Source organism: Pseudomonas sp. KK18 (assembly GCF_037094675.1).
Classification (GTDB): Bacteria; Pseudomonadota; Gammaproteobacteria; order Pseudomonadales; family Pseudomonadaceae; genus Aquipseudomonas.
Genome location: NZ_CP146605.1, coordinates 7,136,540 through 7,161,198 on the forward strand (window position 1 = coordinate 7,136,540; position 24,659 = coordinate 7,161,198).

General features: G+C 62.9%; 25 protein-coding genes. 15 read left to right on the forward strand and 10 right to left on the reverse strand.

From position 1 onward, the window contains the following. Positions 1-17: 17 nt before the first annotated feature. Genes folE2 through V6607_RS32605 form a run of 7 tightly spaced genes read left to right on the forward strand, consistent with a single transcriptional unit; the run spans position 18 to position 5,660 of the window. A complete protein-coding gene (gene folE2, locus V6607_RS32575; RefSeq protein ID WP_134327557.1) occupies positions 18-914 on the forward strand; it encodes a GTP cyclohydrolase FolE2 in 897 nt (298 codons plus the stop codon). Further along, positions 911-1,579: an ATP-binding cassette domain-containing protein gene (locus V6607_RS32580; protein WP_338742808.1), complete on the forward strand. Its 669-nt coding sequence runs from the start codon at positions 911-913 to the stop codon at positions 1,577-1,579. The genes folE2 and V6607_RS32580 overlap by 4 nt, the downstream gene beginning before the upstream one ends. Then, the gene (locus tag V6607_RS32585) at positions 1,579-2,445 is read left to right on the forward strand and encodes a metal ABC transporter permease (RefSeq protein ID WP_134327559.1); all 867 of its coding nucleotides are present in this window, start codon (positions 1,579-1,581) and stop codon (positions 2,443-2,445) included. Before V6607_RS32580 ends, V6607_RS32585 begins: the two co-directional genes overlap by 1 nt. Before the next feature lie 11 nt (positions 2,446-2,456). Further along, positions 2,457-3,341 (forward strand): metal ABC transporter substrate-binding protein, encoded by an 885-nt coding sequence (locus V6607_RS32590; RefSeq protein WP_003213485.1) that lies wholly within the window; start codon positions 2,457-2,459, stop codon positions 3,339-3,341. Beyond that, positions 3,338-3,763 carry a phosphoribosyl-AMP cyclohydrolase gene (gene hisI, locus V6607_RS32595; protein ID WP_134327560.1) on the forward strand — a complete coding sequence of 142 codons (426 nt, stop codon included), beginning with the start codon at positions 3,338-3,340 and terminating at the stop codon, positions 3,761-3,763. Before V6607_RS32590 ends, hisI begins: the two co-directional genes overlap by 4 nt. After that, complete coding sequence (locus tag V6607_RS32600) at positions 3,760-4,320, forward strand: DapH/DapD/GlmU-related protein (RefSeq protein WP_087694587.1); 561 nt, start codon at positions 3,760-3,762, stop codon at positions 4,318-4,320. The genes hisI and V6607_RS32600 overlap by 4 nt, the downstream gene beginning before the upstream one ends. Before the next feature lie 2 nt (positions 4,321-4,322). Continuing rightward, a complete protein-coding gene (locus V6607_RS32605; RefSeq protein WP_134327561.1) occupies positions 4,323-5,660 on the forward strand; it encodes a dihydroorotase in 1,338 nt (445 codons plus the stop codon). Between the two features lie 142 nt (positions 5,661-5,802). Here V6607_RS32605 and V6607_RS32610 read toward each other — a convergent pair whose 3' ends face one another. Then, positions 5,803-6,324: a DUF3617 domain-containing protein gene (locus V6607_RS32610; protein ID WP_003213494.1), complete on the reverse strand. Its 522-nt coding sequence runs from the start codon at positions 6,322-6,324 to the stop codon at positions 5,803-5,805. 130 nt (positions 6,325-6,454) lie between these two features. On the opposite strand from V6607_RS32610, the gene cls reads away from it, so the two are divergent. Continuing rightward, complete coding sequence (gene cls, locus V6607_RS32615; RefSeq protein ID WP_134327562.1) at positions 6,455-7,894, forward strand: cardiolipin synthase; 1,440 nt, start codon at positions 6,455-6,457, stop codon at positions 7,892-7,894. A 145-nt stretch (positions 7,895-8,039) separates the two neighbouring features. Here the strand turns inward: cls and cfaB are convergent, their stop codons facing one another. The 8 genes from cfaB to V6607_RS32655 form a co-directional block, all read right to left on the reverse strand. Next, on the reverse strand, positions 8,040-9,224 hold the full coding sequence (gene cfaB / locus V6607_RS32620) for a C17 cyclopropane fatty acid synthase CfaB (protein WP_008439517.1): 1,185 nt from the start codon (positions 9,222-9,224) through the stop codon (positions 8,040-8,042). Positions 9,225-9,311: 87 nt separating this feature from the next. Further along, positions 9,312-10,097, reverse strand: a complete 786-nt coding sequence (locus tag V6607_RS32625) for a DNA-binding domain-containing protein (protein ID WP_102370194.1) — start codon at positions 10,095-10,097, stop codon at positions 9,312-9,314. Further along, on the reverse strand, positions 10,088-10,933 hold the full coding sequence (locus V6607_RS32630) for a DUF692 domain-containing protein (RefSeq protein ID WP_087694584.1): 846 nt from the start codon (positions 10,931-10,933) through the stop codon (positions 10,088-10,090). Before V6607_RS32630 ends, V6607_RS32625 begins: the two co-directional genes overlap by 10 nt. A gap of 66 nt (positions 10,934-10,999) precedes the next feature. Beyond that, positions 11,000-11,251: a hypothetical protein gene (locus V6607_RS32635; protein ID WP_003213503.1), complete on the reverse strand. Its 252-nt coding sequence runs from the start codon at positions 11,249-11,251 to the stop codon at positions 11,000-11,002. Between the two features lie 107 nt (positions 11,252-11,358). After that, a complete protein-coding gene (locus V6607_RS32640) occupies positions 11,359-13,254 on the reverse strand; it encodes a cation-translocating P-type ATPase (RefSeq protein ID WP_008439522.1) in 1,896 nt (631 codons plus the stop codon). Then, the gene (locus V6607_RS32645) at positions 13,251-14,285 is read right to left on the reverse strand and encodes a protease modulator HflK (RefSeq protein ID WP_003213508.1); all 1,035 of its coding nucleotides are present in this window, start codon (positions 14,283-14,285) and stop codon (positions 13,251-13,253) included. Before V6607_RS32645 ends, V6607_RS32640 begins: the two co-directional genes overlap by 4 nt. Beyond that, complete coding sequence (locus tag V6607_RS32650; protein ID WP_166742208.1) at positions 14,282-15,280, reverse strand: protease modulator HflC; 999 nt, start codon at positions 15,278-15,280, stop codon at positions 14,282-14,284. The genes V6607_RS32645 and V6607_RS32650 overlap by 4 nt, the downstream gene beginning before the upstream one ends. A 9-nt stretch (positions 15,281-15,289) precedes the next feature. Next, positions 15,290-17,221, reverse strand: coding sequence for a protease modulator HflK (locus V6607_RS32655; protein WP_134327564.1), 1,932 nt, complete (start codon positions 17,219-17,221; stop codon positions 15,290-15,292). A 184-nt stretch (positions 17,222-17,405) separates the two neighbouring features. Between V6607_RS32655 and V6607_RS32660 the strand changes: the two genes are divergently transcribed. The 6 genes from V6607_RS32660 to V6607_RS32685 are packed head-to-tail and all read left to right on the forward strand — an operon-like array spanning position 17,406 to position 23,093. After that, positions 17,406-18,029, forward strand: a complete 624-nt coding sequence (locus V6607_RS32660) for a CDP-alcohol phosphatidyltransferase family protein (RefSeq protein WP_003213515.1) — start codon at positions 17,406-17,408, stop codon at positions 18,027-18,029. A gap of 10 nt (positions 18,030-18,039) precedes the next feature. After that, positions 18,040-19,794 carry a bifunctional alpha/beta hydrolase/class I SAM-dependent methyltransferase gene (locus V6607_RS32665; protein WP_134327565.1) on the forward strand — a complete coding sequence of 585 codons (1,755 nt, stop codon included), beginning with the start codon at positions 18,040-18,042 and terminating at the stop codon, positions 19,792-19,794. 3 nt (positions 19,795-19,797) lie between these two features. Next, the gene (locus V6607_RS32670; RefSeq protein ID WP_134327566.1) at positions 19,798-21,096 is read left to right on the forward strand and encodes a phosphatase PAP2/dual specificity phosphatase family protein; all 1,299 of its coding nucleotides are present in this window, start codon (positions 19,798-19,800) and stop codon (positions 21,094-21,096) included. Continuing rightward, the gene (locus tag V6607_RS32675) at positions 21,086-21,529 is read left to right on the forward strand and encodes a hypothetical protein (RefSeq protein WP_003213520.1); all 444 of its coding nucleotides are present in this window, start codon (positions 21,086-21,088) and stop codon (positions 21,527-21,529) included. Before V6607_RS32670 ends, V6607_RS32675 begins: the two co-directional genes overlap by 11 nt. A gap of 9 nt (positions 21,530-21,538) precedes the next feature. Next, complete coding sequence (locus tag V6607_RS32680) at positions 21,539-22,159, forward strand: lysophospholipid acyltransferase family protein (RefSeq protein WP_003213522.1); 621 nt, start codon at positions 21,539-21,541, stop codon at positions 22,157-22,159. A 1-nt stretch (position 22,160) separates the two neighbouring features. Then, complete coding sequence (locus V6607_RS32685; protein ID WP_134327567.1) at positions 22,161-23,093, forward strand: phosphatidate cytidylyltransferase; 933 nt, start codon at positions 22,161-22,163, stop codon at positions 23,091-23,093. A 254-nt stretch (positions 23,094-23,347) separates the two neighbouring features. On the opposite strand, the gene V6607_RS32690 is transcribed toward V6607_RS32685, so the two are convergent. Further along, positions 23,348-23,821 (reverse strand): Lrp/AsnC family transcriptional regulator, encoded by a 474-nt coding sequence (locus V6607_RS32690; RefSeq protein WP_032899927.1) that lies wholly within the window; start codon positions 23,819-23,821, stop codon positions 23,348-23,350. A gap of 145 nt (positions 23,822-23,966) precedes the next feature. Between V6607_RS32690 and V6607_RS32695 the strand changes: the two genes are divergently transcribed. After that, positions 23,967-24,596, forward strand: a complete 630-nt coding sequence (locus tag V6607_RS32695) for a LysE family translocator (RefSeq protein ID WP_134327568.1) — start codon at positions 23,967-23,969, stop codon at positions 24,594-24,596. The last annotated feature ends 63 nt before the right edge of the window (positions 24,597-24,659 follow it).

Consider the following 24,659-nt stretch of genomic DNA (forward strand, 5'->3'; position numbering starts at 1 on the left):
CAACGATGGACCTGCTCATGAACGCGCTGACTCTGCCCGATATCGCCGCGCAGGCTTCACGCCAAGCCTTGCCGCTCGATTGGGTGGGCATGTGCGGCATTGCCCTGCCCATTCTGATCGACGGCCAAAGCCTTAGCGCCACGGCTGATGCCGGCGTCAGCCTGGACGACGGCGAGGCCCGTGGCATTCATATGTCACGGCTTTACCTGGCGCTGGAAATGCTTGAACAGCAACCGCTTTCGCCAGCACTGCTGCGCAGTGTATTGCAACGTTTTCTCGACAGTCATGAAGGTTTATCCACAAATGCCTACCTGCGAATTCATGCAGGTCTGCTGCTGAAACGTCCGGCGCTGGTCAGCCCGTTGGCCGGCTGGAAAAGCTACCCGGTGAGCATCGAGGCGCGCCTGGAAAACCAGATGTTCCACGTGGAACTAAAAATTGACGTTACTTACTCTTCAACCTGCCCTTGCTCCGCTGCCCTCGCCAGGCAATTGATTCAGCAGCAATTTATCGAGGACTTTGCCGGCACACCGCTGCAGCACGAAGACGTACTGACCTGGCTCGGCAGCGCAAACGGCATCGTCGCCACGCCCCACAGCCAGCGCAGCAGCGCGCTGTTGCAGGTCCGGCTTCAAGGCGATCAGCCAACACTGCCGCTGACCCAGTTGATCGACGAAACCGAAGCCGCCCTCGGCACTGCCGTGCAAACCGCCGTAAAGCGTGCAGACGAACAAGCCTTCGCCCTGGCCAACGGGCAGAACCTGATGTTCTGCGAAGACGCCGCCCGCCGCCTGAACCTCGCCTTGAAACGCTCGGATGCGGTCAATGCCTTCCACTTGAGAGTGATCCACGCCGAAAGCCTTCACGCGCACGATGCCGTGGCCGAAAGCCGCTGGACGAGACCTTCCGAATGATCACCTGCACCGCTTTGCGCTGGGGCGCCCCCGGCCAACCACTGACCCCCGCCGTGGATTTCACCCTGGAAAAAGGCAGCCTTACCGGCATCATCGGCGCCAACGGCACCGGCAAAAGCAGCCTGCTGAAAGTTATCGCCGGCTTACAGAAGCCGCTGGCGGGGAAAGTGACGATCGATGTTCCACGCAGAGGTGGCCTGTCGTTTATGCCCCAGCAACAGAACCTCGATCGCCAGTTTCCTATCAGCCTTGAAGAATTGGTGGCCGCCGGTTTTTGGGGCAGCAGGCAAACCCCGCAACAACGTACCGAACGCCTGAGCGCCGTGCTCGAAGACTGGTGCCTCAGCGGCCTGGAGCATCGGCCGTTGATGGCCTTGTCGGGCGGCGAACTGCAACGCGCCCTGCTCGCCCGCATGAGCCTGGCCGAGTCGCCGATATTGCTGCTGGACGAACCCCACGCCGCCCTCGACGAAGACGGCCAGGCGCTGTGCTGGAAACACATCCACGCCTGGCACGACGCAGGCCGCACGGTGGTCGTGGTGTGCCATGACCTCGGCTCCGTACGCCAACACACCCAGCAAGTGGTGCAGATCAAAAGCAGTGGCTGCGTGTTCGGCTCCAGCAAAGAACTGATCCGCCCGCAGCCGCAAATGCAGGTGGCCTGATGCACTTCGCCGCCCACCTGTGGATGCCGTTTCTCGATTTCGTTTTCATGCGCCGCGCGCTCGTCGGCGGTCTGGTATTGGCATGCAGCACGGCGCCGCTTGGGGTGTTCCTGATCCTGCGCCGCATGAGCCTGATCGGTGACGCGGTGTCCCACGGCATCCTGCCCGGCGCCGCACTGGGCTTCTGGTTTGCCGGCCTGAGTTTGCCCGCGCTGACCATCGGCGGCCTGGGCGCCGGCCTGAGCATGGCCGGCCTCGCCGCCTGGATCACCCGTCGCACCGGGCTGAAGGAAGACGCCAGCCTCGCCGCCATCTACCCGATCTCCCTGGCCAGCGGCGTGCTGATCCTCGGCCTCGCCGGAAAACGCCTGGACCTGCTGCACCTGCTGTTCGGCTCGGCCCTGGCGGTAGACGGCCCGACCCTCACCGGCATGCTGTGGGTCTCGGGCTTCAGCCTGGTCGCCATGGTGGTGATCTACAAACCGCTGCTGCTGGACACCCTCGACCCGCTGTTCCTGCAAACCGTCAGCCGCCTCGGCCCGCTGGCCCACGGCCTGTTCCTGACGCTGGTGGTGCTGAACCTGGTGATCGGTTTCCAGGCGATCGGCGCGTTGATGGTGGTCGGCCTGATGATGTTGCCGGCGATTGCTTCACGTTTCTGGAGCCGGCGCCTGCCGGTGTTGATCGCCATATCAGCGGTGCTGGGATGCCTGTCGGTATGGCTTGGCTTGTTGCTGTCGTTCTACTACTCGCTGCCCAGCGGCCCGGCAATTGTGCTGGTGGCTGGCGGCTGGTACCTGCTGTCCGTGGTCTTCGGTCCGGTGCACGGCTTGCTGCGCCGCCCGCCTTTGCTTACATCCCAATGAGGTGTTTCCCGATGCGCGCTCTACTCGTGCTGTTCAGTGTGTTGCTGCCGCTGTCGTTCGCGACGGCCCAGGCTGCCGACAAGCTTCAGGTGGTTACCAGCTTCAGTATTCTTGACGACATGACCCACCAGGTCGGTGGCGATCATATCCAGATCAGCAACATGGTCGGCCCCGACGCCGACGCCCACACCTACGAACCAACACCGGACGATGCCAAGGCCCTGCTCAAGGCCAAGGTGATCATCAAGAACGGCCTAGGCTTCGAGCCGTGGCTGGATCGCCTGGTCACCAGCACCGAGACCAAGGCCACTGTGGTCACTGCGAGCAAAGGCGTGCTCTCCCACACCATGGAAGAGGACGGCGAAACCATCCCCGACCCGCACGCCTGGCACAACCTGGCCAACACCGTTATCTACGTGAACAACATCACCAAGGCGCTGATCGCTGCCGACCCGGCCAACAAGGCCGACTACGAGCACAACAGCCAGGTGTACCTGAAAGAAATCTACCGCCTGCTGGCTGAAGCCAAGGCCAAGTTTGGCGCGCTGCCACCGGGTAACCGTCGCATCGTCACCTCTCATGACGCCTTCGGCTACCTGGGCCAGGCCTACGGTATCGAGTTCCTGTCGCCTCAAGGTTTGTCCACCGAACGTGAACCGTCGGCCGCCGAAGTCGCCACGCTGATCACCCAGATCCGCAAGGACAAGGTCAAGGCCGTGTTCATGGAAAACATCAAGGACTCGCGTCTGCTCCAGCAGATCGCTGATGAGAGCGGCGCGCAGATCGGCGGCACGCTGTATTCGGACGCCCTGGCTGCAGAAGGTCCGGCCAGCACCTTTACCGGCCTGTTCGAATACAACCTCAACACCCTGTGCGCGGCCCTGAGCAAGCCGTGAGCCTGAGCATGCTTGACCTGGAAGAGGCTGCCATCGGCAGCCGCTTTCCACTCGATAGCGTGCTCGACGCCCTGCCGTGGACCAGCGATGGCCTGATCGCCGCCATCGCCCAGCAACACGGCAGCGGCGAAGTGTTGATGCTGGCCTGGATGAACCGCCAGGCCCTCGACGAAACCCTGGCCACCGGGCACGTCTGCTACTGGTCCCGCTCGCGCCAGCAACTGTGGCGCAAGGGCGAAACCTCGGGCCACTGGCAACTGCTGGTGGAGGCCCGCCTGGATTGCGACGGCGACGCGGTATTGCTGATCGTCGACCAGCAAGGCCCGGCCTGCCACACCGGCCGGCCCACCTGTTTCTACAACGCCATCGACGGCCATCACGTCAACATCATCACCGCGCCTCTCAAGGAACCTGACCCATGATCCGCAAGAACCCTTCCGGCGATCTGCCCGTGATTGCCGAATCGGCCTACGTCGACAAAACCGCAATCATCTGCGGCAAGGTGATCATCGGCGAAAACGTATTTGTCGGCCCTTACGCGGTGATCCGCGCCGACGAAGTCGACGCCAACGGTGACATGGACCCGATCACCATCGGTGCCAATTCGAATATCCAGGACGGCGTGGTGATCCACTCCAAATCCGGCGCCGCCGTAACCATCGGCGAGTTCACCTCCATCGCCCACCGCTCCATCGTCCACGGGCCCTGCACCGTTGGTGACCGTGTGTTCATCGGCTTCAACAGCGTGCTGTTCAACTGCGTCGTCGGCGATGGCTGCGTGGTGCGGCACAACTCTGTAGTCGACGGCCGCGATTTGCCCGACGCGTTCTACGTGCCCTCCACCACCCGCATCGGCCCCAACACCGACCTGTCCCAGTTCCCGCCGGTGAGTGTCAGCGCTTCGGAGTTTTCCGAAGACGTGGCACGCACCAACGTCGACCTGGTGCTGGGTTACAAAGCCCTGCAAAACGAGTTCTGACCATGAGCCGCCTGCTGATCCGCAACGCCCGCCTGGTGAACGAAGGCGAGGAATTCGAGGCTGACCTGCTGGTCGCCAATGGCCGTATCGAGAAGATCGCCGGCAGCATCGACAACGCCAACGCCACCGTGGAAATCGACGCCCAAGGCCAGTGGCTGCTGCCGGGAATGATCGACGACCAGGTGCATTTCCGAGAACCCGGCGCGCCGGACAAAGGCAGCTTCTACAGCGAGTCCCGCGCGGCGGTGGCGGGTGGCATCACCAGTTTCATGGACATGCCCAACACCAACCCGGCGACCCTGAACCTGGAAGCCCTGGCCGACAAGAAGCGCCGCGCGGCGCTGCATTCGGTGGCCAACTATGGCTTTCACTTCGGAGTGAGCAACGACAACCTCGACACCGTCGCCGCGCTGGACCCGCGGGAAGTCGCCGGGGTCAAAGTGTTCATGGGTGCGTCTACCGGCAATATGCTGGTGGATGATCCGAAGATCCTCGAGCGTCTGTTCGCCGAGGTGCCGACCATTCTCCTGGCCCACTGCGAGCACACCCCCAGCATCCTGGCCCGCGAGCAAAGGATGCGCGAGCGTTTCGGTGAGCACATTCCTGCCGTGGCGCACCCGCTGATCCGCGATGCCGAGGCCTGCTATCGCTCCTCGTCCCTGGCGGTGGAACTGGCCAAGCGGCACGGCACGCGCCTGCATGTGCTGCACATCACCAGCGCACGGGAGTTGGTGCTGTTCGAAGACAAACCCCTGGCGCAAAAACGCATCACGGCGGAAGTCTGCCTGCATCACCTCTTGTTCGATGACCGCGACTACGCCCGCCTCGGCCACCAGATCAAATGCAACCCGGCGATCAAGACACGCGCCGACCGCAACGCCTTGCGCCTGGCATTGTTGAGTGATCGTCTGGATGTAATTGGCAGTGACCATGCGCCGCACACCTGGGCGCAAAAACAACTGCCCTATCGCGAAGCGCCGTCAGGCTTGCCGCTGGTGCAACACGCCCTGCCGGCGCTGCTGGAATTGGTCGCCGACGGCCTGCTGCCGCTGACCACGCTGGTGGCGAAAACCAGCCATCGGGTCGCGGACCTGTTTGCGATCCCCGACCGTGGCTACCTGCGCGAAGGCTATTGGGCCGACCTGGTGCTGATCAAACCCGAGCCTCACGGCAAACCCGTCAGCAGCCAGCCGGTCCTGGCCCGCTGCGGCTGGACGCCCTTTGCCGGGCGCAGCCTCCGGCACAGCGTCAGCACCACGCTTGTGTCCGGCCACCTGGCCTGGCACGACGGGCGCGTGCACGACAGTTGCCAGGGGCTGCCGCTGCATTTCCAGCGTTGAAGAGACTCTGTACCTGGCAATCCAATCAAATGTGGGAGCGGGCTTGCTCGCGAATGCGGTGGGTCAGCCAATACACCTGTGACTGATTCACCGCATTCGCGAGCAAGCCCGCTCCCACATTTTGATCGGGGTATGTCTTAGGTTAAGCGCGGGGTTTGACCGTGCCGCAGTTGCTGCCCAACCACTGCGCATGGGTGTCCAGGCTGCCCTTCTGCTGTACGCCGGTGGCGTTGAAGGTACCGTTAACCGTAGTGGTGAATTCCTGCTGGCTCTGGAACGTCGCCACGCCAGTGCCCTGGGCTTTCGGGCAGCTGAAACGGAATTTCCATTGGTTGCCGGTCTTGTCCGTCACTTCCTGCTTGCAACCCGATTGCGGGTCGGTCAGCGGGATGGAATCGGACGCCACCTGGGCCGGGGTCAGGCACACCTGCACGCCTTTGCCGGCCATGGTGATGCCTTGCTTCTCAAGCATCGCGCGTTGTTCCGGGGTCATCTGTTGCTTGAGCTGACCGAGGATCAGCGACAAGTCCGGCAGGTCCTGGTTATCGACCTTCATGTTGCTGGTGGTCAACTCCCACAAGCCCGGCGCCAACATCTGCGCTTGCGCCGCCACAGGCAGCGTCAAACCAACAACCATGGCCAAACCAAGCAGACGAGCATTCATCGGGTAACTCCTGGGCAATTGTCGGCGTTAGACGCCGCAAAAGCGCCAGTGTTGCACAGCAAATAAAATAGCGACATTCGTGGCCGAACATGGTCTGTTAGGCACTTGTTCGTCAGGAGTACCGTTGTCCATGGATTTCTTTGGCCCGCACCTGCTCGCCTATTTCATTGCCACCCTGCATTTTCTGGGCACCCTCGCCGCCATCCATGCGGTGCTGACCGTCAGGACCGCCCAAGGCTCGATTGCCTGGGCATTGTCGCTGATGTTCATCCCCTACCTGACGCTGATTCCCTACCTGATCTTTGGCCGGAGCACTTTCGACGCCTACATTCAGGCGCGGCGCCAGGCCAACCAGGAAATGCACAAGGCGATCACCGAGCTGAACTGGCGCCCATGGGTTGAAGAGGCATTGGCCGCGCGCAACTCCCAGGCCTACGCTTCGCTGCGGGCCATGCCCAAGCTGGGGCGCATGCCGTGCCTGGCGAATAATCAGGTGCGTTTGCTGATCAATGGCGAGGCTACGTTCAGCGCGATTTTCGAGGCGATTCGCTCGGCAAAGACCGCCGTGCTGTTCCAGTTCTTCATCATTCATGACGACGAACTTGGCCGCCAACTGCACACCTTGCTCAAGGAAAAAGCCGCCGAAGGCGTAGCCATTTTCGTGCTGTACGACCGTATCGGCAGCCATGCCCTGCCCCATCGTTATGTGCAGTCGCTACGAGACGCCGGGGTGCAGGTCAAGGCCTTCGCCACGCGCAGCGGCTGGCTCAACCGCTTCCAGGTCAACTTCCGCAACCACCGCAAGATCGTGGTGGTGGATGGCATTACCGGGTTCGTCGGTGGGCATAACGTCGGCGATGAGTACCTGGGCAAGAAACCGCCGCTGGCGCCATGGCGTGACACCCATGTGCAAGTCAGCGGCCCAGTGGTGGCGTGCTTGCAGGAGTCGTTTGCCGAGGACTGGTTCTGGGCCGCGCGGGAGTTGCCGCCGCTGCTGCTGCCGGATACCTACCCGGACGACGGCGTACTCTGCCAGTTGCTGGCCAGCGGCCCGGCGGATCCCTACGAAACCTGCTCGCTGTTTTTCGTCGAGGCCATTCATGCGGCGACCGAGCGGGTGTGGATCACCAGCCCGTATTTCATTCCCGATGAGGCGGTGTTTGCGGCTTTGAGGTTGGCGGTATTGCGCGGTGTCGACGTGCGCCTGCTGCTGCCGTCACGGCCGGATCACCGCATCGTCTACGCCGCTTCCAGCCTGTATGCGATCGAAGCCGTGCGCGCCGGGGTGCGGGTATTTCGCTATACGCCAGGGTTCCTGCATCAGAAAGTGGTGTTGGTCGACCGTGAAATCAGCGCCATCGGCAGTGCGAACCTGGATAACCGCTCGTTCCGGCTGAATTTCGAAGTGATGTTGCTGACGGTAGATGACACTTTCGCCAGCCAGGTGGAGCACATGCTGCTGGAAGACTTCGCCCTGGCCCATGAAATCAGCCAGGAAGAAAACCGCCAGACCCACCGCCTGCAACAATTGGGCATGCGGATCGCGCGGCTGATTTCTCCAATTTTGTAAGGCTTGCACCGAACCCAATGTGGGAGCGGGCTTGCTCGCGAAAGCGGAGTGTCAGTCACTGAATGTGTTTCTGATACAACGCCTTCGCGAGCAAGCCCGCTCCCACACAAGCCCGCTCCCACATTCAGATCACCGGTAACATTGCTTACTGGTACAGGTCATCCCGCGTCCACGGCAGCTCATGGCTACCATCGGCATGGGGTTTCACCGCCAGAATCTGATGCAGGTTGATCCAGCCCCGGGCAAACGCATACGCACAGCCGGCCAGGTACAGGCGCCAAATGCGCAAGGCTTGCTCCGGCACCATCTTGCCCGCCGCTTCCAGGTTGTCTTCGAGGCGCTCGCTCCAGTGATCCAGCGTGCGCGCGTAATGCAGGCGCAGGCTTTCGACGTCGACTACTTCCAGGCCCACGTCGCTGATCTCGGCGGTCATCATCGACAGATGCGGCAACTCGCCGTTGGGGAACACATAACGCTCGATAAAATCCCCGGCGCCACGGCCTACGGGCCGGCCATCAATGTGCTTGGCGGTAATCCCGTGGTTCATCACCAGGCCGCCCTCACGCACCGCGCCGTAGAGAATCTTGCAGTACTCAGCCAGGTTGGCGTGGCCAACGTGTTCAAACATCCCCACGCTCACCACCTTGTCGAACCGGCCATCCTGGGGCAAGTCGCGGTAGTCGAGCAGCGTCAGCTCTACCTGGTCTTCCAGGCCTTCGGCCTTCACCCGCTCCTGGGCCAGCGCCAGCTGTTCCTTGCTCAGGGTGATACCGAACACCTTGACCCCGAATTCCCGCGCGGCATACCGCGCCAGCCCACCCCAACCGCAGCCCACGTCGAGCAAATACTCCCCCGGCTGCAGCCGCAATTTGCGGCACAGGTGGCGGAATTTGTCTTGTTGGGCTTGATCAAGGGATTCGCTGCCGGTTTCGAAATACCCGCAGGAATAGGCCATGTCGCGGTCCAGCCACAGCTGGTAGAACTCGTTGGACAGGTCGTAATGGTAGGAAATAGCAGCTGCGTCGGTGGCCTTGTCGTGGATCGAGCGCACCGGACGACTCCCCTCGTCGTCATCAACCAGGGCATGACTCAACTCGTCAACGACCCTGATCACTTCGGAAATGGAGCCTTCCAGCTCCAGTTTGCCCTCGACGAAAGCTTCGCCCAGTGAGTCGAGCGTCGGATGGCTGAGCTTTGAAACCATCATGGGGTCCTTGACCACAATGGTGACGCTGGGATCCGGGCCCAGGTTGAACTCATGGCCGTCCCAGAGTCGAAGACGCAGCGGTAGCTTGAGATTCTGTAAGGCCGGTGGAAGTTGCGCGAGCATGAGTAGTCCCCCCTTGTTTCAGACGTCTGAAATGAGGGTAGACCATCCACGGAAAAATTAGCAGGCTATCGAAACAATAGCGCCTTTCTATGGTGCCCGCCGCTGGAGCAAACCCTCCTGGACCCACTGTTTCAGCCAGGTAACCGCTTGCAATGGCGCGCCCTCCTGGTAAGTGACTGCCAACTCGGCACACAGTTCGGAAAAACTCCAACCGTTGGCGACCATGCCTGTCAGCGCGCTGGCTTGCGCCGGTTCAACGCTGCGGTATTGGCAGACATTCTGATGGCGCCAGACCAGGCACACCTGCGCCAATGGCAGGGCTTCGCTGCCGGGAAAGTCCCACTCGCCCTTGCTCGCACGCCAGATGCCCAGGCTGTTGAAATCACACAGCACCTGCTGCACCGAGGGCACGAACTGCACCTGCAGCCCTGGCCAGTCTTCGGGCGGCAGCGTTGCCATGTCTTGCAGGGCCAACGGCTCGCCCTGCGGTGCATCAAAGGCCAGGGTGAATGCCCATTCGAGCCGCGCCAGCTCGGCAGGCGCCAAACCTTGCTCGCCATAATGCTCAACGATAAACCCGGGGAACCGCTCGCCAAACCAGCGCAGGCTGTAATGGGCCGAGGGATAACGGCAGATATAGGCCGAACCCAACGCTGCAAACTCCTCGTCCCCCAGCCAATACCAGACGGCGCTGAAGTCATCGCGCAGCACTTCCTGCAATCGGGCGTGATAGGCGTTGTGGTAAATCGCCAGGCCCGTCTCGACATCCAGGGTCGGGCCGCCGATCAAGGTGGCGCTGAAGCTGTTGCTGGCAGTGGAAGATTCGGCCAGCAAATGCCGCTCAAAGGCCAATTGCCAATCGATCAGGCGCATAACGCTCTCCTGTCCAGCGCGCTCGCGCCCAGTTCGCGGGCCTTGTTCAACTCGTCGAGCAGCTCCTGGAAAGGCGGGAAATGGTCATCGCGTTCGAGCAAGGTCGAGACTGGCCCGAGGTGCTCCAGGGTCCGCTGGTACAGCGCCCACACCGGATCGCATACCGGATGGTCATGGGTGTCGATCACGTAGTCGCCGTAATCCATATGCCCGGCCAGGTGCAGTTGGCGGATGCTTTCGGGCGGCAGGTTGCGGATAAATTCCCAGGCGTCGAACCCGTGATTGCGCGAGCTGACGTAGACGTTATTCACGTCCAGCAGCAACTGGCAGCCGGTGAGGTGGCTCAGGGCGTTGAGAAATTCCCACTCGGTAAACTCATCCGCCTTGGAGCGCACGTAGCTGGAGACGTTTTCCAGCACGAACGGGCGCTGCAACACATCCTGCACCTGCCGCACGCGAGCGGCGACGTGGTACAGGCTTTCTTCGGTGTAGGGCAGCGGCAGCAAGTCATGCAACTGGTGCGCGTTGCCACGGCTCCAGCACAGGTGATCGGAAATCCACGCCGGCCGGATGCGCTCGGAGAGCTGCTTGAGTTGTTTCAGGTAATCGGTATCGAGGGCATGGGGCCCGCCGATAGACAGGGACACGCCATGCATCACCAGGGGATAACGCTCGGCTATCGCATCCAGGTAGTACAAGGCCTTGCCGCCCTGCACCAGATAATTCTCGGAGATCACTTCGAACCAATCCACGGCGGGCGATTGTTCAAGGATCTGCTGGTAGTACTCGCTGCGTAAACCCAGGCCGTAACCCAGACTCGGAAGGGAAGCGGACATAAAAACACTCCTGGGGAAAGTGTCCGCAGCGGAGGGGGGCCCGCTGCGGTTGCACTCGGTTGTCGGTTATTCGCCGACTTTGCCGCCTTTCTGATCGCACATCGCTTTGCTCATCGACAGGAAGCCCTGGCCTTTGCAAGAACCCATGCCTTTGCAGGCGTGGTCTTTGGTTTTGCAGTCGTTCTGGCCTTTGCAGGCGTTGACGCCATAGCAATGGACCTGTGCGTCTGCTGCCTGTACCTGAGTGGCAACACCGGCAAACATGCCAGCAGCGGCGATAGCGAGGGCGGCACCAGCAGCAGCGGATTTGATGTTCATTGTGTATTCCTCATGATCGGTAGTGGAGCCGGTCTGAACGGATTGTTCAGTCTCGACATAGCACTAGAGTGAGGTCCCCCCATGGCGTTACAGCGCGACTGAAAAATTTATTCCTCGAGTTTCAATAGCGGCTCCTGGAACCGCAACAGACGCCCCGCATTGCCCAGCACCAGCAGCGTACTGAGGTTGTGCAGCACCGCCGCAATCATCGCTCCCGCCGCGCCCAGCCAGCCAAATGCGGCGAACACCACGATCGCCAGCGTCCAGCCCAGGCCGATGATCACGTTAACCTGCAACGTGTGCCGGCACTGGCGACTCAAGCGCACACAGGTGCCCAGGCGCCGCAGGTCGCTGCCGATCAGCACCACGTCCGCCGATGCCAGCGCGATATCCGCCCCGCCCGCGCCCATCGCCACGCCGACCACACCCGCCTTGAGCGCCAGGGAATCGTTGATCCCGTCGCCCACCACCATCGGCCGGAAACCGCTGCCGATTTCCCCCAGCACGCGGTTGAGTTTGTCCTCCGGCAAAGCCTGGGCTTCGACGTCGCTGATGCCCACTTCCAACGCCAGGCTATCGGCCACGCTCTGGCGGTCGCCGGTCAGCAGCAGTTGGCGCCCCAGGCCCAATTCACGCAGCTCTTTCATCGCTTGGCGCGCTTCAGGTTTCACGCTGTCCGCCAGCAACAGCCAGGCAAGGAACTGCCCGTTCAACGCAAGCCCGGCAATCGGGCCGTCGTGATTGGGGACCGCCGTGGTCGTGATGCCCAGTTGCTCAAACAATTCCGGCCGGCCGAGGGCGGCTTCGCCCTGCCCGGTCTGCGCGACCACACCGAGGCCCTGGCGCTCGCGAATATCCGACAACACCAGCATCTGCTCTTGAGTCGCCAGCCCCGCCAATGCCCGGCTGACCGGGTGGCTGCTGGCCGAGCCGAGGCTGGCCGCCAGGTTGAGCAGCACTTGCCGATCCGGCTCGCGGGTGTCGATGGACTGCAAACGCAGGGTGCCAAACGTCAGGGTGCCGGTCTTGTCGACCACCAGCGACGTCAGGTCCGCCAGCTCTTCGAGAAACGCCGAGCTGCGAATCAGAATGCCGTGACGCGCCGCCACCGCAATGCCCGCAATCGCCGTGGCCGGCGCCGACAACACCAAAGCACACGGGCACGCCGCCACCAGCACCGCGAGCATCGCCTGGGCGTCATTGGTGACAAACCAGGTGACCGCCGCCAGCAACAGCACCAGCACCATGTAGCTGCCGGCGTAACGCTCCAGCAACCGGGTGATCGGCGGCTTCGAACGTTCGGCGCTCTGCATCAGGGCGATGACTTTACCCAGCGTCGACTCATTGCCAGTGCGGGTCACTTCCAGGCGCAGCAAACCGTCGAGGTTGATCGCGCCACCAAACACCTGCACGCCGACACTCGCTTCCAGCGGCACCGATTCACCGGTAATCGGCGCGGTGTCCAGGCTGGCCTGGCCCGACAGCACCACGCCGTCAGCGGGCACGCGGTCACCGGCGCGCACTTCGACGATATCGCCGGTCTTCAGGATGCCGTTGTCCACTTCCAGGATCGTCCCGTCCGCCTGCACCAACCGTGCGTGGCTACGGGTCAGCTTGCCCAGGGCATGAATCGCTTCCTGGGAGCCGATGACGCTACGCTCTTCCAGCACATGGCCGAAGATCATGATGATCGGCAGCAGCGCGGCGGTCAGCAGGTCACCGGTAGCCCAGGCGCCAAGCATGGCCAGGGCGATCAGTTGGTCGGTGATGCCATGCAAACTTGGATACCGCAGGCTGTACCAGGCCGAGCGCATCACGGGCACGGCCACCAGCAACGAGGCGACGCCCAGCAGCAATTGGCTCACGCCGGTCTGGTCCGGCGCCAGCCAGCGCCATACCAGGCCCAGGCTGAGGAGGCCCAGGGCGAGCATCGCCAGGGTCAGTTGCCGGGCGGCGCTGCGTTGTTCGGCCGATGAGAGCATCGGGGCGGCGTGGGCGGTCATTGTTCGGCTCCCTGAATGATCAGGCGGGAATCGTCTTTAGGGTCAACCGTGGTCACGGAGCCGGCCTGCCCGAGAATCTTCGGCAGGCGTTCGCGGTACAGGCGCAGCAACAGGCCGGGGTCTTGGACCTGGGCCAGGCTGGCGACGGTAGCGGTTTGCGCCTGGGCGTTGGACAGCCGTTCGCTGGCCTGGGCGTGAGCCACTTGCACGGCGCGGTCGGCGTCCTGGTTGGCGGTCTGGGTAAGCTTTTCGGCGTCGGTGCGCGCATTGGCCACCGCCTTGTCGGCTTGCTGGCTGGCGGTCAGCACTGCGTTGAAGGCATTGACCGCCGGGCCCGGCAAGCTCGATTGCACGTCGACCCGGGTGACTTCGATGCCTAGGCCAAGGCCGGTGGACGCCAGGTCAGCGAGGCGTTGATTGATGCCGCGCACCAGGTCGCCACGCAGCCGTTCGCGGCGTTCGGCGGCCTGGTTGTCGGCGCCGATCAACTCGGGGCGCGCCACCAGAATCGTGTCCAGATCCCGCGCCGCAGTCAGCACCACGGCGCTGCGAGTGACCAGTCGATCCAGCGCCGGCAGCACGTGATCGCCCTGCAACACAAACGCGTAGGGCTCGGTGACCTTGTAGAAGACCCGCACATCCAGTTGCACCACGCCGGCATCGCCGGTCAGCAGGTAACCGGAGCCGGCCAGGGCATCGCTCAGCGGCGTGGCAAAACTGGCCACGCGATCGGCTTGGGTGGCCGCATCGGAACGCAGCAGGTTTTCCACCCGGCGCTCGATCACCCGGTCCGCGGCGGGCAACAGCACCACTTGTTCAAACGGACGCGGCCAGGCCAGCAGCAGCCCGGCATTCTGGATCCGGTCCAGCGCGCCGAAGTGCAACACCACGGCACGGTTCTGCGGGTCGATCTGGCGCACGTTGGAAAACGCCCACGCCAGCGCGGCCAATACCGTCACCGCGTACAGCGCCAGGAACGTCAGCCGTCCAGCCTGGATCCACGGGCTGTCGAGGCTTTCCCGCTCACTCATGGCTGGACATCCTTCGGCCCATCCACCAGCGCGCGGAAAGGCGCGGCGTCGGTGCGCAGGATGATCTTGGTGCCCGGCGTGACCACTGTGCCAAGGGTGTCGAGGGAACGCAGCAGGTTATACAGCTGCGGATTGCCGGCGTAGGCACGGCCATAAATCTGCGCCGCTTCGACCCGGGATTGCGCTTCGATGTCGGCGGCTTTCACCGTGGCGTCGGCCTGGACGATCCGCGCATCACGCTCGGCGGCCGAACGAATCTGCGCAGCTTCACGCTTGCCCACGGCGGTGCGTTCCGTGGCGATGGTCTCGCGCTCGGCACGCATGCGGTCGACGGTGGCGGCGAGGGTCACCGACGGCAAGGTCAGCCGTTCAACGCCCACCTGCACCACACGCACGCCATAGGTGGTGAGCAATTGTTGATCAATCTGCTGGCGCAACTGCGCTTCAAAATCGGCAATGCGCACCTGGCTGGCATCGGTGTTCACCAGGTTGGCCAGGTCGAAACTGGCGGCGGTGGTTTCCAGCGCCGAGCCGACAAAGGTGCGAATCTGCCGCGCCGCTTCATCCGGCTGGTTCTGCACCGCGCGCATAAAGCGCTGCACATTGTCGGGGTCGCCCTGCACCTGCCAGGCCACGTAGGCTTGCACGATGATCCGCAGGCCATCGCGGGTGCCCACATCCTGCAAACCGCTGGAGGTGGTGCGCAGGCGCAGGTCCACCGGAATCGCCGCCTCGAACGGCGCCGGCCAGCGCCAGCCCAGGCCCGGCTCCAGCAATACCCGCGACGGGTTGCCGAAGCGAGTAATCACCGTGGCTTCACCGGAACGCACCTGCACCAGGCTCGCCGCGGCGATCGCGAACAGCACCAGCAATACCGCCCAGCCCATACGCCGCCAGGGGAACGGGCCGGCTTCGTGCTCATCGCCATGATGGTGATGATGGTGGCCGTGGTGGTGACCATGGCCTGCGTGATCGTGAGAATGAGCGCTCAACAGATGAACTCCTTATTGAACGGCTTTACGCGGCACCGCAGGGTCGGCCGGTAAGGTAAAGGAACGCAGATCGATGGTCGGTGCGCCACTGGCGCCCAGGCGATGATCAAGAATGAGTAACTTGGCGTGGGCCAGGCCTTGGCTCAGTTGGCTCAGGTACTGCTCCAGCACGAACGCCTGGCCGGCTTGTTGATAGGCCTTTTGTTCGGCGCTGAAGCGCAGGTCCGCCGCTTGGGCGCCGGCGCTGACCTCATGGGCCGTGGCCTGGGCCTGGTCGCGGGCGGTACTGGCTTGCAGCAACGCCTGGTTGGTCTGCTCACTGGCAGCGCCGCGCTCCCGGGAAATCAGCGCCTGGGCGCCGATCTGCGCAGCTTGCACCGCGTGGTAGGCATTCGCCGCACCGGAGGGCGGGTGAATGGCTTCCACCACGGTGGCGAGAATTTCCACGCCGCTGTCGAGTTTCTTCAGGTCCGCTTGCACCGCCTGGCCAATTTCATCGGCGAGGCTGTTGCGTTCCTCACCCAGCAATTCATCAAGGGTTCGCGAGGCAAACTCGTGGACGAGGATGCGGCTGGCGGTGCTGCGGATCAGCGTGGGCACATCGGCGCTGTTATAGGTGGCGGCGAGTGCGGCCTGGTCGGTCAAGCCGATGCGGTACACAAAGCGCACGTCCATATTGACGATCTGGAAGCTCTGTTTGTCGCCGCTGCTGCTGGCGATCACCTGGGATTTGTCATTCACATGGCTGGCGTCCCACAGGCGGTTGGCGATCAGCGGCGCCGGGCCCTCGGCCGGAGCGACGTCGGTGTTTGCCGCTTCGCCAACGCTGGTGGCCAGCTCATGGACCACGCCGTTTTCCACGTTCAGTACGCGACCCAGCGGCCACGGCAAACCGGCATGCAGGCCAGGCCCGAAGACCTCCACCGGCTTGCCAAAGCGTTCATAGATCCCACGGCTTTGCAGGGCGACTTCATGCACGCCGGTCAGCAACCAGCCTACGGCCAGCACCACCACCAGCACTGGCAGGAATGCCCGGCGCATATAGGTGAAGGCCCAGATCTGCCGCAGGTCGATGCCGAAACGGTTGTGCAGTTCGTGCTGCAAGGCGAGCAACGGTTGCGGCGGCCAGCGCAGCATCCCGGCGATAAAACTTTGCGCCATCAGGCGCGGTTCAAGCCGCCCCTGGCGCGGGCTGAACAGCGACAGCAGGCCTCTTAGTAGAAACTCCAGCGCCACCAGGGCCGGCAACAGGCCGATCAACACGGCCAGGCGCAATGGCCACACGGACTCTTCACCGGCAAACAGCAGACAAATCGCACTGATCACCAGGCAGATAATCGCCACCCGGCTCAGTTGCGCCAGTTGCACCGCTTCCGGCCATTGGGCGGTGCTTTCCTGGGCCATGCGCCGTTCAAACACCAGCAAGCCGAACGCCAGTGCCAAGGCAATGGCGGCGCCCACACTGGCAGCCTGGCCCAGCGCCGCGGCGGGCAAGGTCAAGCTCCAGAATTCCAGAACGCTGAAGAATGCCAGCAACGACCAGCCGCACAGCCAGAACACCGGTGCGCCAATCTGCACCAGCAAGCCGTTACCGACGCGACCGAACTGCCGGTTTAGCCAGCCAGGTTCTTCTTGTGGCAGCGGCGGTTCGATCAGCCGTGCAGCCGGCTCCTCCAGCGCCATGGCCCGCCAATCCGCGACCCACCACGCCGATTGCAAGCCAGCCACCAGCACCAGCAACGCCGAGGCGCAGTTGATCAGCACCACCGGCCAGATCGACAGCGGGGCGAACAGCGCCACAAACAGCGCCAGCATCCAGCCGCCGACCGCCAGCACCGTCAGGCCAATGCCGGCCTGCCTTAACCGGCGGGCATGAAACAACCCCTGCTGAAAACGCGGCAGCCCTTCGATGGCCACGTCATCAGCGTCTAGATCCACTCGCATCCCCAAACGCCCACCCAGAAACAATTAGTTACTCTATAACCCGAAGCGTGAAATTTTTGTTTGGTTTCACACAGATAGTGACGAAAGCCCCAGAAACACGAGCCATCACTGGTTTCAGCGGTGATAAATCGGCACACTCCCCAGAGTTTTTCGCGGGCTTACGGACAAGGAAGCGTCACTCCCCATGATTTCGATCTATCAGCTTAAGCCGCGTTTTCAGAACCTGCTGCGCCCGCTGGTGCAGCGCCTCTACGACAACGGCACCACCGCCAACCAGATCACCGTGCTGGCCGGGGTGGTTTCCCTGCTGGTGGGATTGCTGATTGCCGGCTTCGCACAACATGTGTGGCTGTTTGCGCTGATCCCGCTGTGGATGATCCTGCGCATGGCCCTCAATGCCATCGACGGCATGCTCGCCCGGGAATTCGGCCAGCAGTCGCGACTCGGCGCCTACCTCAATGAACTGTGTGACGTGATCGCCGACAGCGCACTGATCCTGCCGTTTGCGCTGATCCCCGAGGTCAGCCTGGCGCCGGTGTTGCTGGTGACGCTGCTGGCGGTGTTCAGCGAATACGCCGGCGTGCTCGGGCCGATGGTCGGGGCCTCGCGGCGCTACGACGGCCCGATGGGCAAGAGCGATCGGGCATTTGTGCTCGGGGTGCTGGCCACCGGCGTAGCGCTGGGTTGGCTGGGTGCCGGTTGGGTCGAAGCGGTGATGTGGCTGGTCGCCGCCTTGCTGGCCTACACCCTGGTCAACCGCGTGCGCCAAGGCTTGAAAGAAGAAACGAACACCTCCCCTTCTGCATAAGGATTTTGCGATGCGTGAACAGCAAGAGCACACCTTCAGCACCCATGACGGGGTGGAGCTTTTCTACCGTCATTGGCCCGCCACCGCACCCGCGGGCTTTGCGCCGCGCAAGGCGATCTTGCTGTTCCATCGCGGCCACGAGCATTCCGGTCGTATCGCCCACCTGGTGGACGAGCTGAACCTGCCGGAGTTCGACTTCTTCGCCTGGGACGCCCGTGGCCACGGCCAATCCCCCGGCGCGCGCGGCGACAGCCCGAGCTTCGCCACCAGTGCGCGGGACGTGCAGACTTTCGTTGACCATATCCGCAGCGCCTACAACATCGAGGAAGAACACCTCGCAGTGATCGCCCAAAGCGTCGGCGCGGTGATCGCGGCCACCTGGGTGCACGACTACGCGCCGAAGATTCGCTCGCTGGTACTCGCCTCCCCCGCATTCAAGGTCAAACTCTACGTGCCCTTCGCCCGGCCGGGCCTGGCGTTGATGCGCAAGTTTCGCGGCAACTTTTTCGTCAACAGCTACGTCAAGGCCAAGTTCCTGAGCCATGACCCGGAGCGCGTGGCGTCCTACGACAGTGATCCGCTGATCACCAAAGCCATTTCCGTGAATGTGCTGCTGGGCCTGTACGAAGCGGCCGACAGGGTTGTAGCCGATGCCCAGGCAATTCAGGTACCGACCCAACTGCTGATCTCCGGCTCGGACTTTGTGGTGCACCGCAAACCCCAGCAGCAGTTTTTCGACCGCCTCGGCAGCTTGAAGAAAGAGCTGCACATACTCCCCGGCTTCTTCCACGACACCCTCGGTGAACGTGACCGCGCCGTGGCCTTGAGCAGCGCCCGGCGCTTTATCCTGCAGAACTTCGAACACCCGCTGGACCGCGCCTCCTTGCTGGATGCCGACAGGATTGGCCTGACCTGCGCCGAATCCGAATCCCTCGCCGCGCCGTTGCCACGCAACTCCCTGCGCGACCTGTACTGGCGCATGACCCGCGCCAGCATGGGCCTGGGCAGCAAACTGTCGGATGGCGTGAAGCTCGGTTTCGACACCGGCTTCGACTCCGGCAGCACCCTGGACTACGTGTACCGCAACAAACCCACCGGCAAAGGCGGGCTGGGGCGGATGATCGACACCAATTACCTGAACTCCATCGGCTGGCGCGGTATTCGTCAGCGCAAGTTGAACGTGGAAGAGCTGCTGCGCCTGGCGATGGCCAAACTGCGGGACGAGCAGCGGGAAGTGCGCATCGTCGACATCGCCGCCGGGCATGGTCGGTACATTCTGGAAGCCTTGCAGGGCGTTTCGCCGTTGCCGGAATCGATCCTGCTGCGGGACTACAGCGATATCAACGTGCGCGACGGTGGCGCGCTGATTCGTGAAAAAGGGCTGGGGGATATCGCCCAGTTCGTCAAAGGCGATGCGTTTGACCGGGCGGACCTTGCGGCGCTGGAACCCAAGCCGACGCTGGCGGTGGTGTCCGGGCTATATGAACTGTTCGCGGATAACGCGATGGTCGGTGGCTCGCTCGCGGGCTTGGCCGAAGCCGTGGAGCCCGGTGGTTATCTGGTGTACACCGGCCAACCGTGGCATCCGCAACTGGAACTGATAGCCCGCGCCCTCACCAGCCACCGCCAGGGCCAGGCCTGGGTAATGCGCCGGCGCAGCCAGGCGGAAATGGATCAACTGGTGGCAGCCGCCGGTTTCCGCAAGATCACCCAACGCGTGGATGAGTGGGGGATTTTCAGCGTGTCCCTGGCACAGCGAGTCTGACCCATGCGTGAACCGGGCCTGTTGAAACCGGCGGTGCTGTGGCTGCTGCTGTTGGCGCCGCTGTTTTTCAGCACCTACGGCTTTGCCACGTGGGTCACCAGCCAGCGCAGCGACGTGGGCACGATGGTGTTCGGCTGGGAAACCCATATCCCGTTCTGGGCCTGGACCATCGTGCCCTACTGGTCGATCGACCTGCTCTACGGTTTCTCCCTGCTACTGCCAAGCACCCGCCATGAACTGAAACAACATGCCTTGCGCCTGCTGACGGCCCAAGTGATTGCCGTCACCTGCTTCCTGATCTGGCCCTTGCGTTTCACCTTCGAAAGACCGGAGCTGGACGGCGTGTTTGGCTGGCTGTTTGCGGTACTCGCCGGGTTCGACAAGCCGTTCAACCAGGCGCCGTCGTTGCACATCGCGCTGCTGGTGGTGCTGTGGATAATGTATCAGCGGCATAGCCAGGGCCTTTGGCGCTGGCTGGTGCATGGCTGGTTCGCGTTGATCGGCCTTTCGGTGCTGACCACTTATCAACATCACTTTATTGACTTACCCACAGGCGCCCTCGCCGGCTGGATGTGCGTGTGGCTGTGGCCGCTGGAACATCCGAGCCCGCTGCTGAATGCCCAGCTGACCAGGGATCGCCAGCGTTGGCGGCTGGGGCTGCGCTATGGCTTCGGGTCGCTGGTGTGTTTGATCCTGGCGTTTTCCCTTGGCGGCGGCTGGTTGTGGCTGCTTTGGCCGGCGGTATCCCTTGGCTTGATGAAGGCGAATTACCTGGTACTGGGCGTTTCGGGATTTCAGAAACGCGCCGACGGACGACTCACTCCGGCGGCGCGCTGGTTGTTGGCGCCTTATCTGGTGGCCGCCTGGATCAATTCCCGCCTGTGGACACGTAGACATCCACAGCCCGATCAGGTTGTGGATAACGTTTGGCTGGGGCGAATTCCCACCAGCGGTGAGCTGGGATCATTCAAGGCGGTGGTCGATCTGTGCGCCGAATTGCCGATTAATCCACAGGGTCGCGCCTACTACAGTCTGCCAGTGCTCGACCTGACGGCGCCCACTGCAGCGCAATGCGTGGAAGCCGCCCAAGCGATAGAGCGGCTACGCTCAGCCGGACCCTTGCTGGTGTGCTGCGCCCTCGGTTACTCACGCAGCGCCACCGCCGTGGCTGCATGGCTGCTACATACCGGGCGCGCAGGCAATGTCGACGAGGCGGTGGCTATTATTCGTACAGCACGCCCACGTGTGGTCCTGCATTCCGCGCACCGTGAAGCCCTGGAGGGTTTAGCCCATGCCCGCTGATATGGAATTACAGGTCGTCGCCAGCCTGCTGCGGCGGGGCCGTTCCCTGGATCAGTTATCCACAGGCCTGACCTTGCTCGGCGTACTGTTCGGCCTCGCTCAACTGCTGATGGCCAGCATCACGCCGGTCTGCCTGATCCTCAGCCTGTGGATGATTGTGCTCGGGCTGCTGGAAAAATATTGGGCGCTGCGGGTGGCCTTCGACGCCGACCTGTTCGCCCTGCTCGCCCGCGACACCGACCGCACGCCCGACTTCGACCAGGCCATGCAAACCCTTGGCCTGCAATCCGCCAAACGCGCAGGCCGCCCCTGGACCGAGCGCCGTCGCGGCGCCCTGAAACTGTTGCGCAAGCAAGCCTACCTGCTGGCGGCGCAAGTGCTGCTGACCGTGGCCGTCATCCTGGCCAGCCCCTGGCTGCCCTTCGCCGGATAAGGAATCCCCATGTTCGAACCCGTGGTCGCCACCCTGATTACCTCCATGGCCCGCACCGTCACCGGCGCCCGCAGCCTGTGGCTTGGCTGCGCGCCGGTGCCGGTGCAACGCATCTACTACGCCAACCACAGCAGCCACGGCGATTTCGTGCTGCTGTGGGCCTCGTTGCCGCAGAACCTGCGTAAATTCACCCGCCCGGTGGCCGGCAGCGACTACTGGAACACCAGCGCCCTGCGCCGCTACATCATCAACCGGGTGTTCAACGGCGTGCTGATCGACCGCGAGCGCAAGGACCCTGTGGATAACCCTCTGGCGCCGATGCTTCAGGCCCTGGAAAACGGCGACTCGCTTATCATCTTTCCCGAGGGCACGCGCAACCTGGAAGACGGCCTGTTGCCGTTCAAAAGCGGGCTGTATCACCTGGCCAAGAGTTATCCACAAGCCGAATTGATCCCGGTGTGGATCGCCAACCTCAACCGGGTCATGCCCAAGGGCCGTGTGCTGCCGCTGCCCTTGCTGTGCACCACCAGCTTCGGCGCACCGCTGCAACTGGAGGACGGCGAAGACAAGGCGCTGTTCCTCGCCCGCACCCGCGACGCCTTGCTCGCCCTTGCCCCGGAGCATTCCTGAGATGGATAGCCAAACCCTGATGTTGTTCGGCGGGATCGGCGCGATCCTCGTGCTCGCCTCGCTGATCGGCCTGATCCTCAAACTGCGCACCGGTGGCACACCCAACGCGGTGATCGACAACCTCAACGCCCGCATCAATGCGTGGTGGGTGATGGTGGTGGTGATTGGCATTGCGTTCTGGCTCGGCACCGGCGCGGTGATCCTGCTGTTTTACGCCGTGTCGTTCTATGCGCTGCGGGAATTCCTCACGCTGACACCCACCCGGCGCAGCGATTACCCGGCGCTGGTGGCGGCCTTCTACCTGGCGCTGCCACTGCAATACCTGCTGATCTACTTCGACTGGTACGGGCTGTTCTCGATCTTCATCCCGGTGTACGTGTTCCTGCTGCTGCCGATCCTCGCGTCACTGGGCGGCGACAGTACGCACTTCCTGGAACGGGCATCGAAGGTGCAATGGGGGCTGATGATCGCGGTGTTCTGTGTGTCCTTCGTGCCGGCGCTGCTGACCCTGGATATCGTCGGCTACGAAGGCCGCAACCTGCTGCTGATTGCCTACCTGGTGATCGTGGTGCAACTGTCGGACGTGTTGCAGTACGTGTGCGGGAAGCTGTTCGGCAAACACAAGATCGCGCCCAACTTGTCGCCATCGAAAACCGTGGAAGGGTTTGTCGGCGGGATTCTGCTGTCATCCCTGATCGGCGCGGCGCTGTGGTGGACCACGCCGTTCAATCCCTGGCAGTCGTTCCTGATTGCACTGTTGATCAACCTGCTGGGATTTGCGGGCGGGATCGTGATGTCAGCGATCAAGCGCGACCGCGGCGTGAAAGATTGGGGGCACATGATCGAAGGGCACGGCGGGATGCTGGATCGGCTGGATTCGGTGTGTTTTGCCGCGCCGATCTTCTTTCATCTCGTGCGCTACTGGTGGACCTGACGACCACCTCCCTCCCCAAATCCACACAACCCCAGTGGCGAGGGAGCTTGCTCCCGCTGGAGTGCGCAGCGCTCCCAAGATTTTGGGGCCGCTACGCAGCCCAGCGGGAGCAAGCTCCCTCGCCACAACAAGCGTCCTTATCTGATCGCTCCCACGCTCTGCGTGGGAATGCATCCGGTGACGCTCCGCGTCACGACTTTAAAGCGGACGCGGAGCGTCCAGGGCGGCATTCCCACGCGGAGCGTGGGAACGATCTAGCCGGGAAGGTGACTCAGCGGCAATGCCCCGGGCGTCTTCACCGTCTGAATCGCGAAGTTACTGCGGATATCACTCACCCCCGGCAACTTCAACAAGCTCCCGGTCAGGAACCGTTCATACCCGCGCAAGTCCGGCACCACCACTTGCAGCAGGAAATCCGACTCCCCCGACACCAGAAACGCCGAAATCACCTGGGGCAGCGCCGTCACCGCCAACCGAAACGCCTCCGCCTGCTCGTCGTTATGCCGCTCCACTTTCACCCCGACAAACACCGTCAGCCCCAACCCGACTTCATCCCGGTCCAGGCTTGCCTGGTAACCACGAATCACCCCGGCCTCTTCCAGCAGCCGCACACGCCGCAAGCAGGGCGAGGCCGACAGGCCAATCTCGTCCGCCAGTTGCACGTTGCTCAGCCGGCCATCCCGTTGCAGGGCTTCAAGAATCTTGCGGTCAAATGCGTCCAGCTTCAGATTTGGCATAAGTGAAATGTTTCGCCCGAAAAAAGTGGCAGATTGTGCCAGGACTAGACGCTTTTCCGGCTGACTACGCAAGCACCTGCCCCGGCCTTCACCCCTAAAATTGCCCTACGAATCACCTACCGCAAGGGGCAGGCACATGGCAGAACTCTGGTTGTTTTTAGTCGCGTTGGCAGTGGTGTACCTGCTGCCCGGCCCGGACATGATCCTGCTGCTGCAAACCGGCGCCCGCCAGGGCAAGGCGATGGCACTGGCAACCGCAGGCGGCTTGGGCCTGGCGCGAGCCTGCCACGTGGCGCTGGCGGGGATGGGCCTGGCGACCCTGTTCAAGGTCGCACCCTGGACCTTCGATGTGGTGCGCCTGGGCGGTGCGGCATATCTGCTGTGGATCGGCGTGCAGTGCCTGCGCTCAAACCTGCTGCCCAACCTGAACGCCGGGCACAGCACGGCGCCGGCGCATGCCTGGCGCGAAGCCTTCCAGCGGGGGTTGCTGACCAACCTGCTCAACCCCAAGGCGCTGCTGTTCTGCTCCGTGCTGCTGCCGCAATTCATTGATCCACATGGCGCATCGGTGACGGCGCAGTTTGCGCTGCTGGGGGCGATTCTGGTGGCGGTCGGCCTGGGATTCGACAGTTGCTATGGATTGGCCGGCGCAAGAATCGGCCGCTGGCTGGAGCGCAGCCCGTCCGCCCAGCGCCTTCAGCAATGGCTGTTTGGCAGTCTTTTGATCGGTTTTGCGATACGCCTCACCTTCGTACAGCAAGCCTGAGCTTTGCGGCGCATTTGCCGTCATCTTTTGTATCAAAGAGACGTGTAAGATACGCGACACATT

What these genes read in the sequence shown, in the direction of transcription:
- folE2 (WP_134327557.1), top strand. Translation starts at nt 18, where the DNA reads ATGAACGCGCTGACTCTGCCCGATATCGCCGCGCAGGCTTCACGCCAA.
- V6607_RS32580 (WP_338742808.1), top strand. Translation starts at nt 911, where the DNA reads ATGATCACCTGCACCGCTTTGCGCTGGGGCGCCCCCGGCCAACCACTG.
- V6607_RS32585 (WP_134327559.1), top strand. Translation starts at nt 1,579, where the DNA reads ATGCACTTCGCCGCCCACCTGTGGATGCCGTTTCTCGATTTCGTTTTC.
- V6607_RS32590 (WP_003213485.1), top strand. Translation starts at nt 2,457, where the DNA reads ATGCGCGCTCTACTCGTGCTGTTCAGTGTGTTGCTGCCGCTGTCGTTC.
- V6607_RS32600 (WP_087694587.1), top strand. Translation starts at nt 3,760, where the DNA reads ATGATCCGCAAGAACCCTTCCGGCGATCTGCCCGTGATTGCCGAATCG.
- V6607_RS32605 (WP_134327561.1), top strand. Translation starts at nt 4,323, where the DNA reads ATGAGCCGCCTGCTGATCCGCAACGCCCGCCTGGTGAACGAAGGCGAG.
- V6607_RS32610 (WP_003213494.1), bottom strand. Translation starts at nt 6,324, where the DNA reads ATGAATGCTCGTCTGCTTGGTTTGGCCATGGTTGTTGGTTTGACGCTG.
- cls (WP_134327562.1), top strand. Translation starts at nt 6,455, where the DNA reads ATGGATTTCTTTGGCCCGCACCTGCTCGCCTATTTCATTGCCACCCTG.
- cfaB (WP_008439517.1), bottom strand. Translation starts at nt 9,224, where the DNA reads ATGCTCGCGCAACTTCCACCGGCCTTACAGAATCTCAAGCTACCGCTG.
- V6607_RS32625 (WP_102370194.1), bottom strand. Translation starts at nt 10,097, where the DNA reads ATGCGCCTGATCGATTGGCAATTGGCCTTTGAGCGGCATTTGCTGGCC.
- V6607_RS32630 (WP_087694584.1), bottom strand. Translation starts at nt 10,933, where the DNA reads ATGTCCGCTTCCCTTCCGAGTCTGGGTTACGGCCTGGGTTTACGCAGC.
- V6607_RS32635 (WP_003213503.1), bottom strand. Translation starts at nt 11,251, where the DNA reads ATGAACATCAAATCCGCTGCTGCTGGTGCCGCCCTCGCTATCGCCGCT.
- V6607_RS32640 (WP_008439522.1), bottom strand. Translation starts at nt 13,254, where the DNA reads ATGACCGCCCACGCCGCCCCGATGCTCTCATCGGCCGAACAACGCAGC.
- V6607_RS32645 (WP_003213508.1), bottom strand. Translation starts at nt 14,285, where the DNA reads ATGAGTGAGCGGGAAAGCCTCGACAGCCCGTGGATCCAGGCTGGACGG.
- V6607_RS32655 (WP_134327564.1), bottom strand. Translation starts at nt 17,221, where the DNA reads ATGCGAGTGGATCTAGACGCTGATGACGTGGCCATCGAAGGGCTGCCG.
- V6607_RS32660 (WP_003213515.1), top strand. Translation starts at nt 17,406, where the DNA reads ATGATTTCGATCTATCAGCTTAAGCCGCGTTTTCAGAACCTGCTGCGC.
- V6607_RS32665 (WP_134327565.1), top strand. Translation starts at nt 18,040, where the DNA reads ATGCGTGAACAGCAAGAGCACACCTTCAGCACCCATGACGGGGTGGAG.
- V6607_RS32670 (WP_134327566.1), top strand. Translation starts at nt 19,798, where the DNA reads ATGCGTGAACCGGGCCTGTTGAAACCGGCGGTGCTGTGGCTGCTGCTG.
- V6607_RS32675 (WP_003213520.1), top strand. Translation starts at nt 21,086, where the DNA reads ATGCCCGCTGATATGGAATTACAGGTCGTCGCCAGCCTGCTGCGGCGG.
- V6607_RS32680 (WP_003213522.1), top strand. Translation starts at nt 21,539, where the DNA reads ATGTTCGAACCCGTGGTCGCCACCCTGATTACCTCCATGGCCCGCACC.
- V6607_RS32685 (WP_134327567.1), top strand. Translation starts at nt 22,161, where the DNA reads ATGGATAGCCAAACCCTGATGTTGTTCGGCGGGATCGGCGCGATCCTC.
- V6607_RS32695 (WP_134327568.1), top strand. Translation starts at nt 23,967, where the DNA reads ATGGCAGAACTCTGGTTGTTTTTAGTCGCGTTGGCAGTGGTGTACCTG.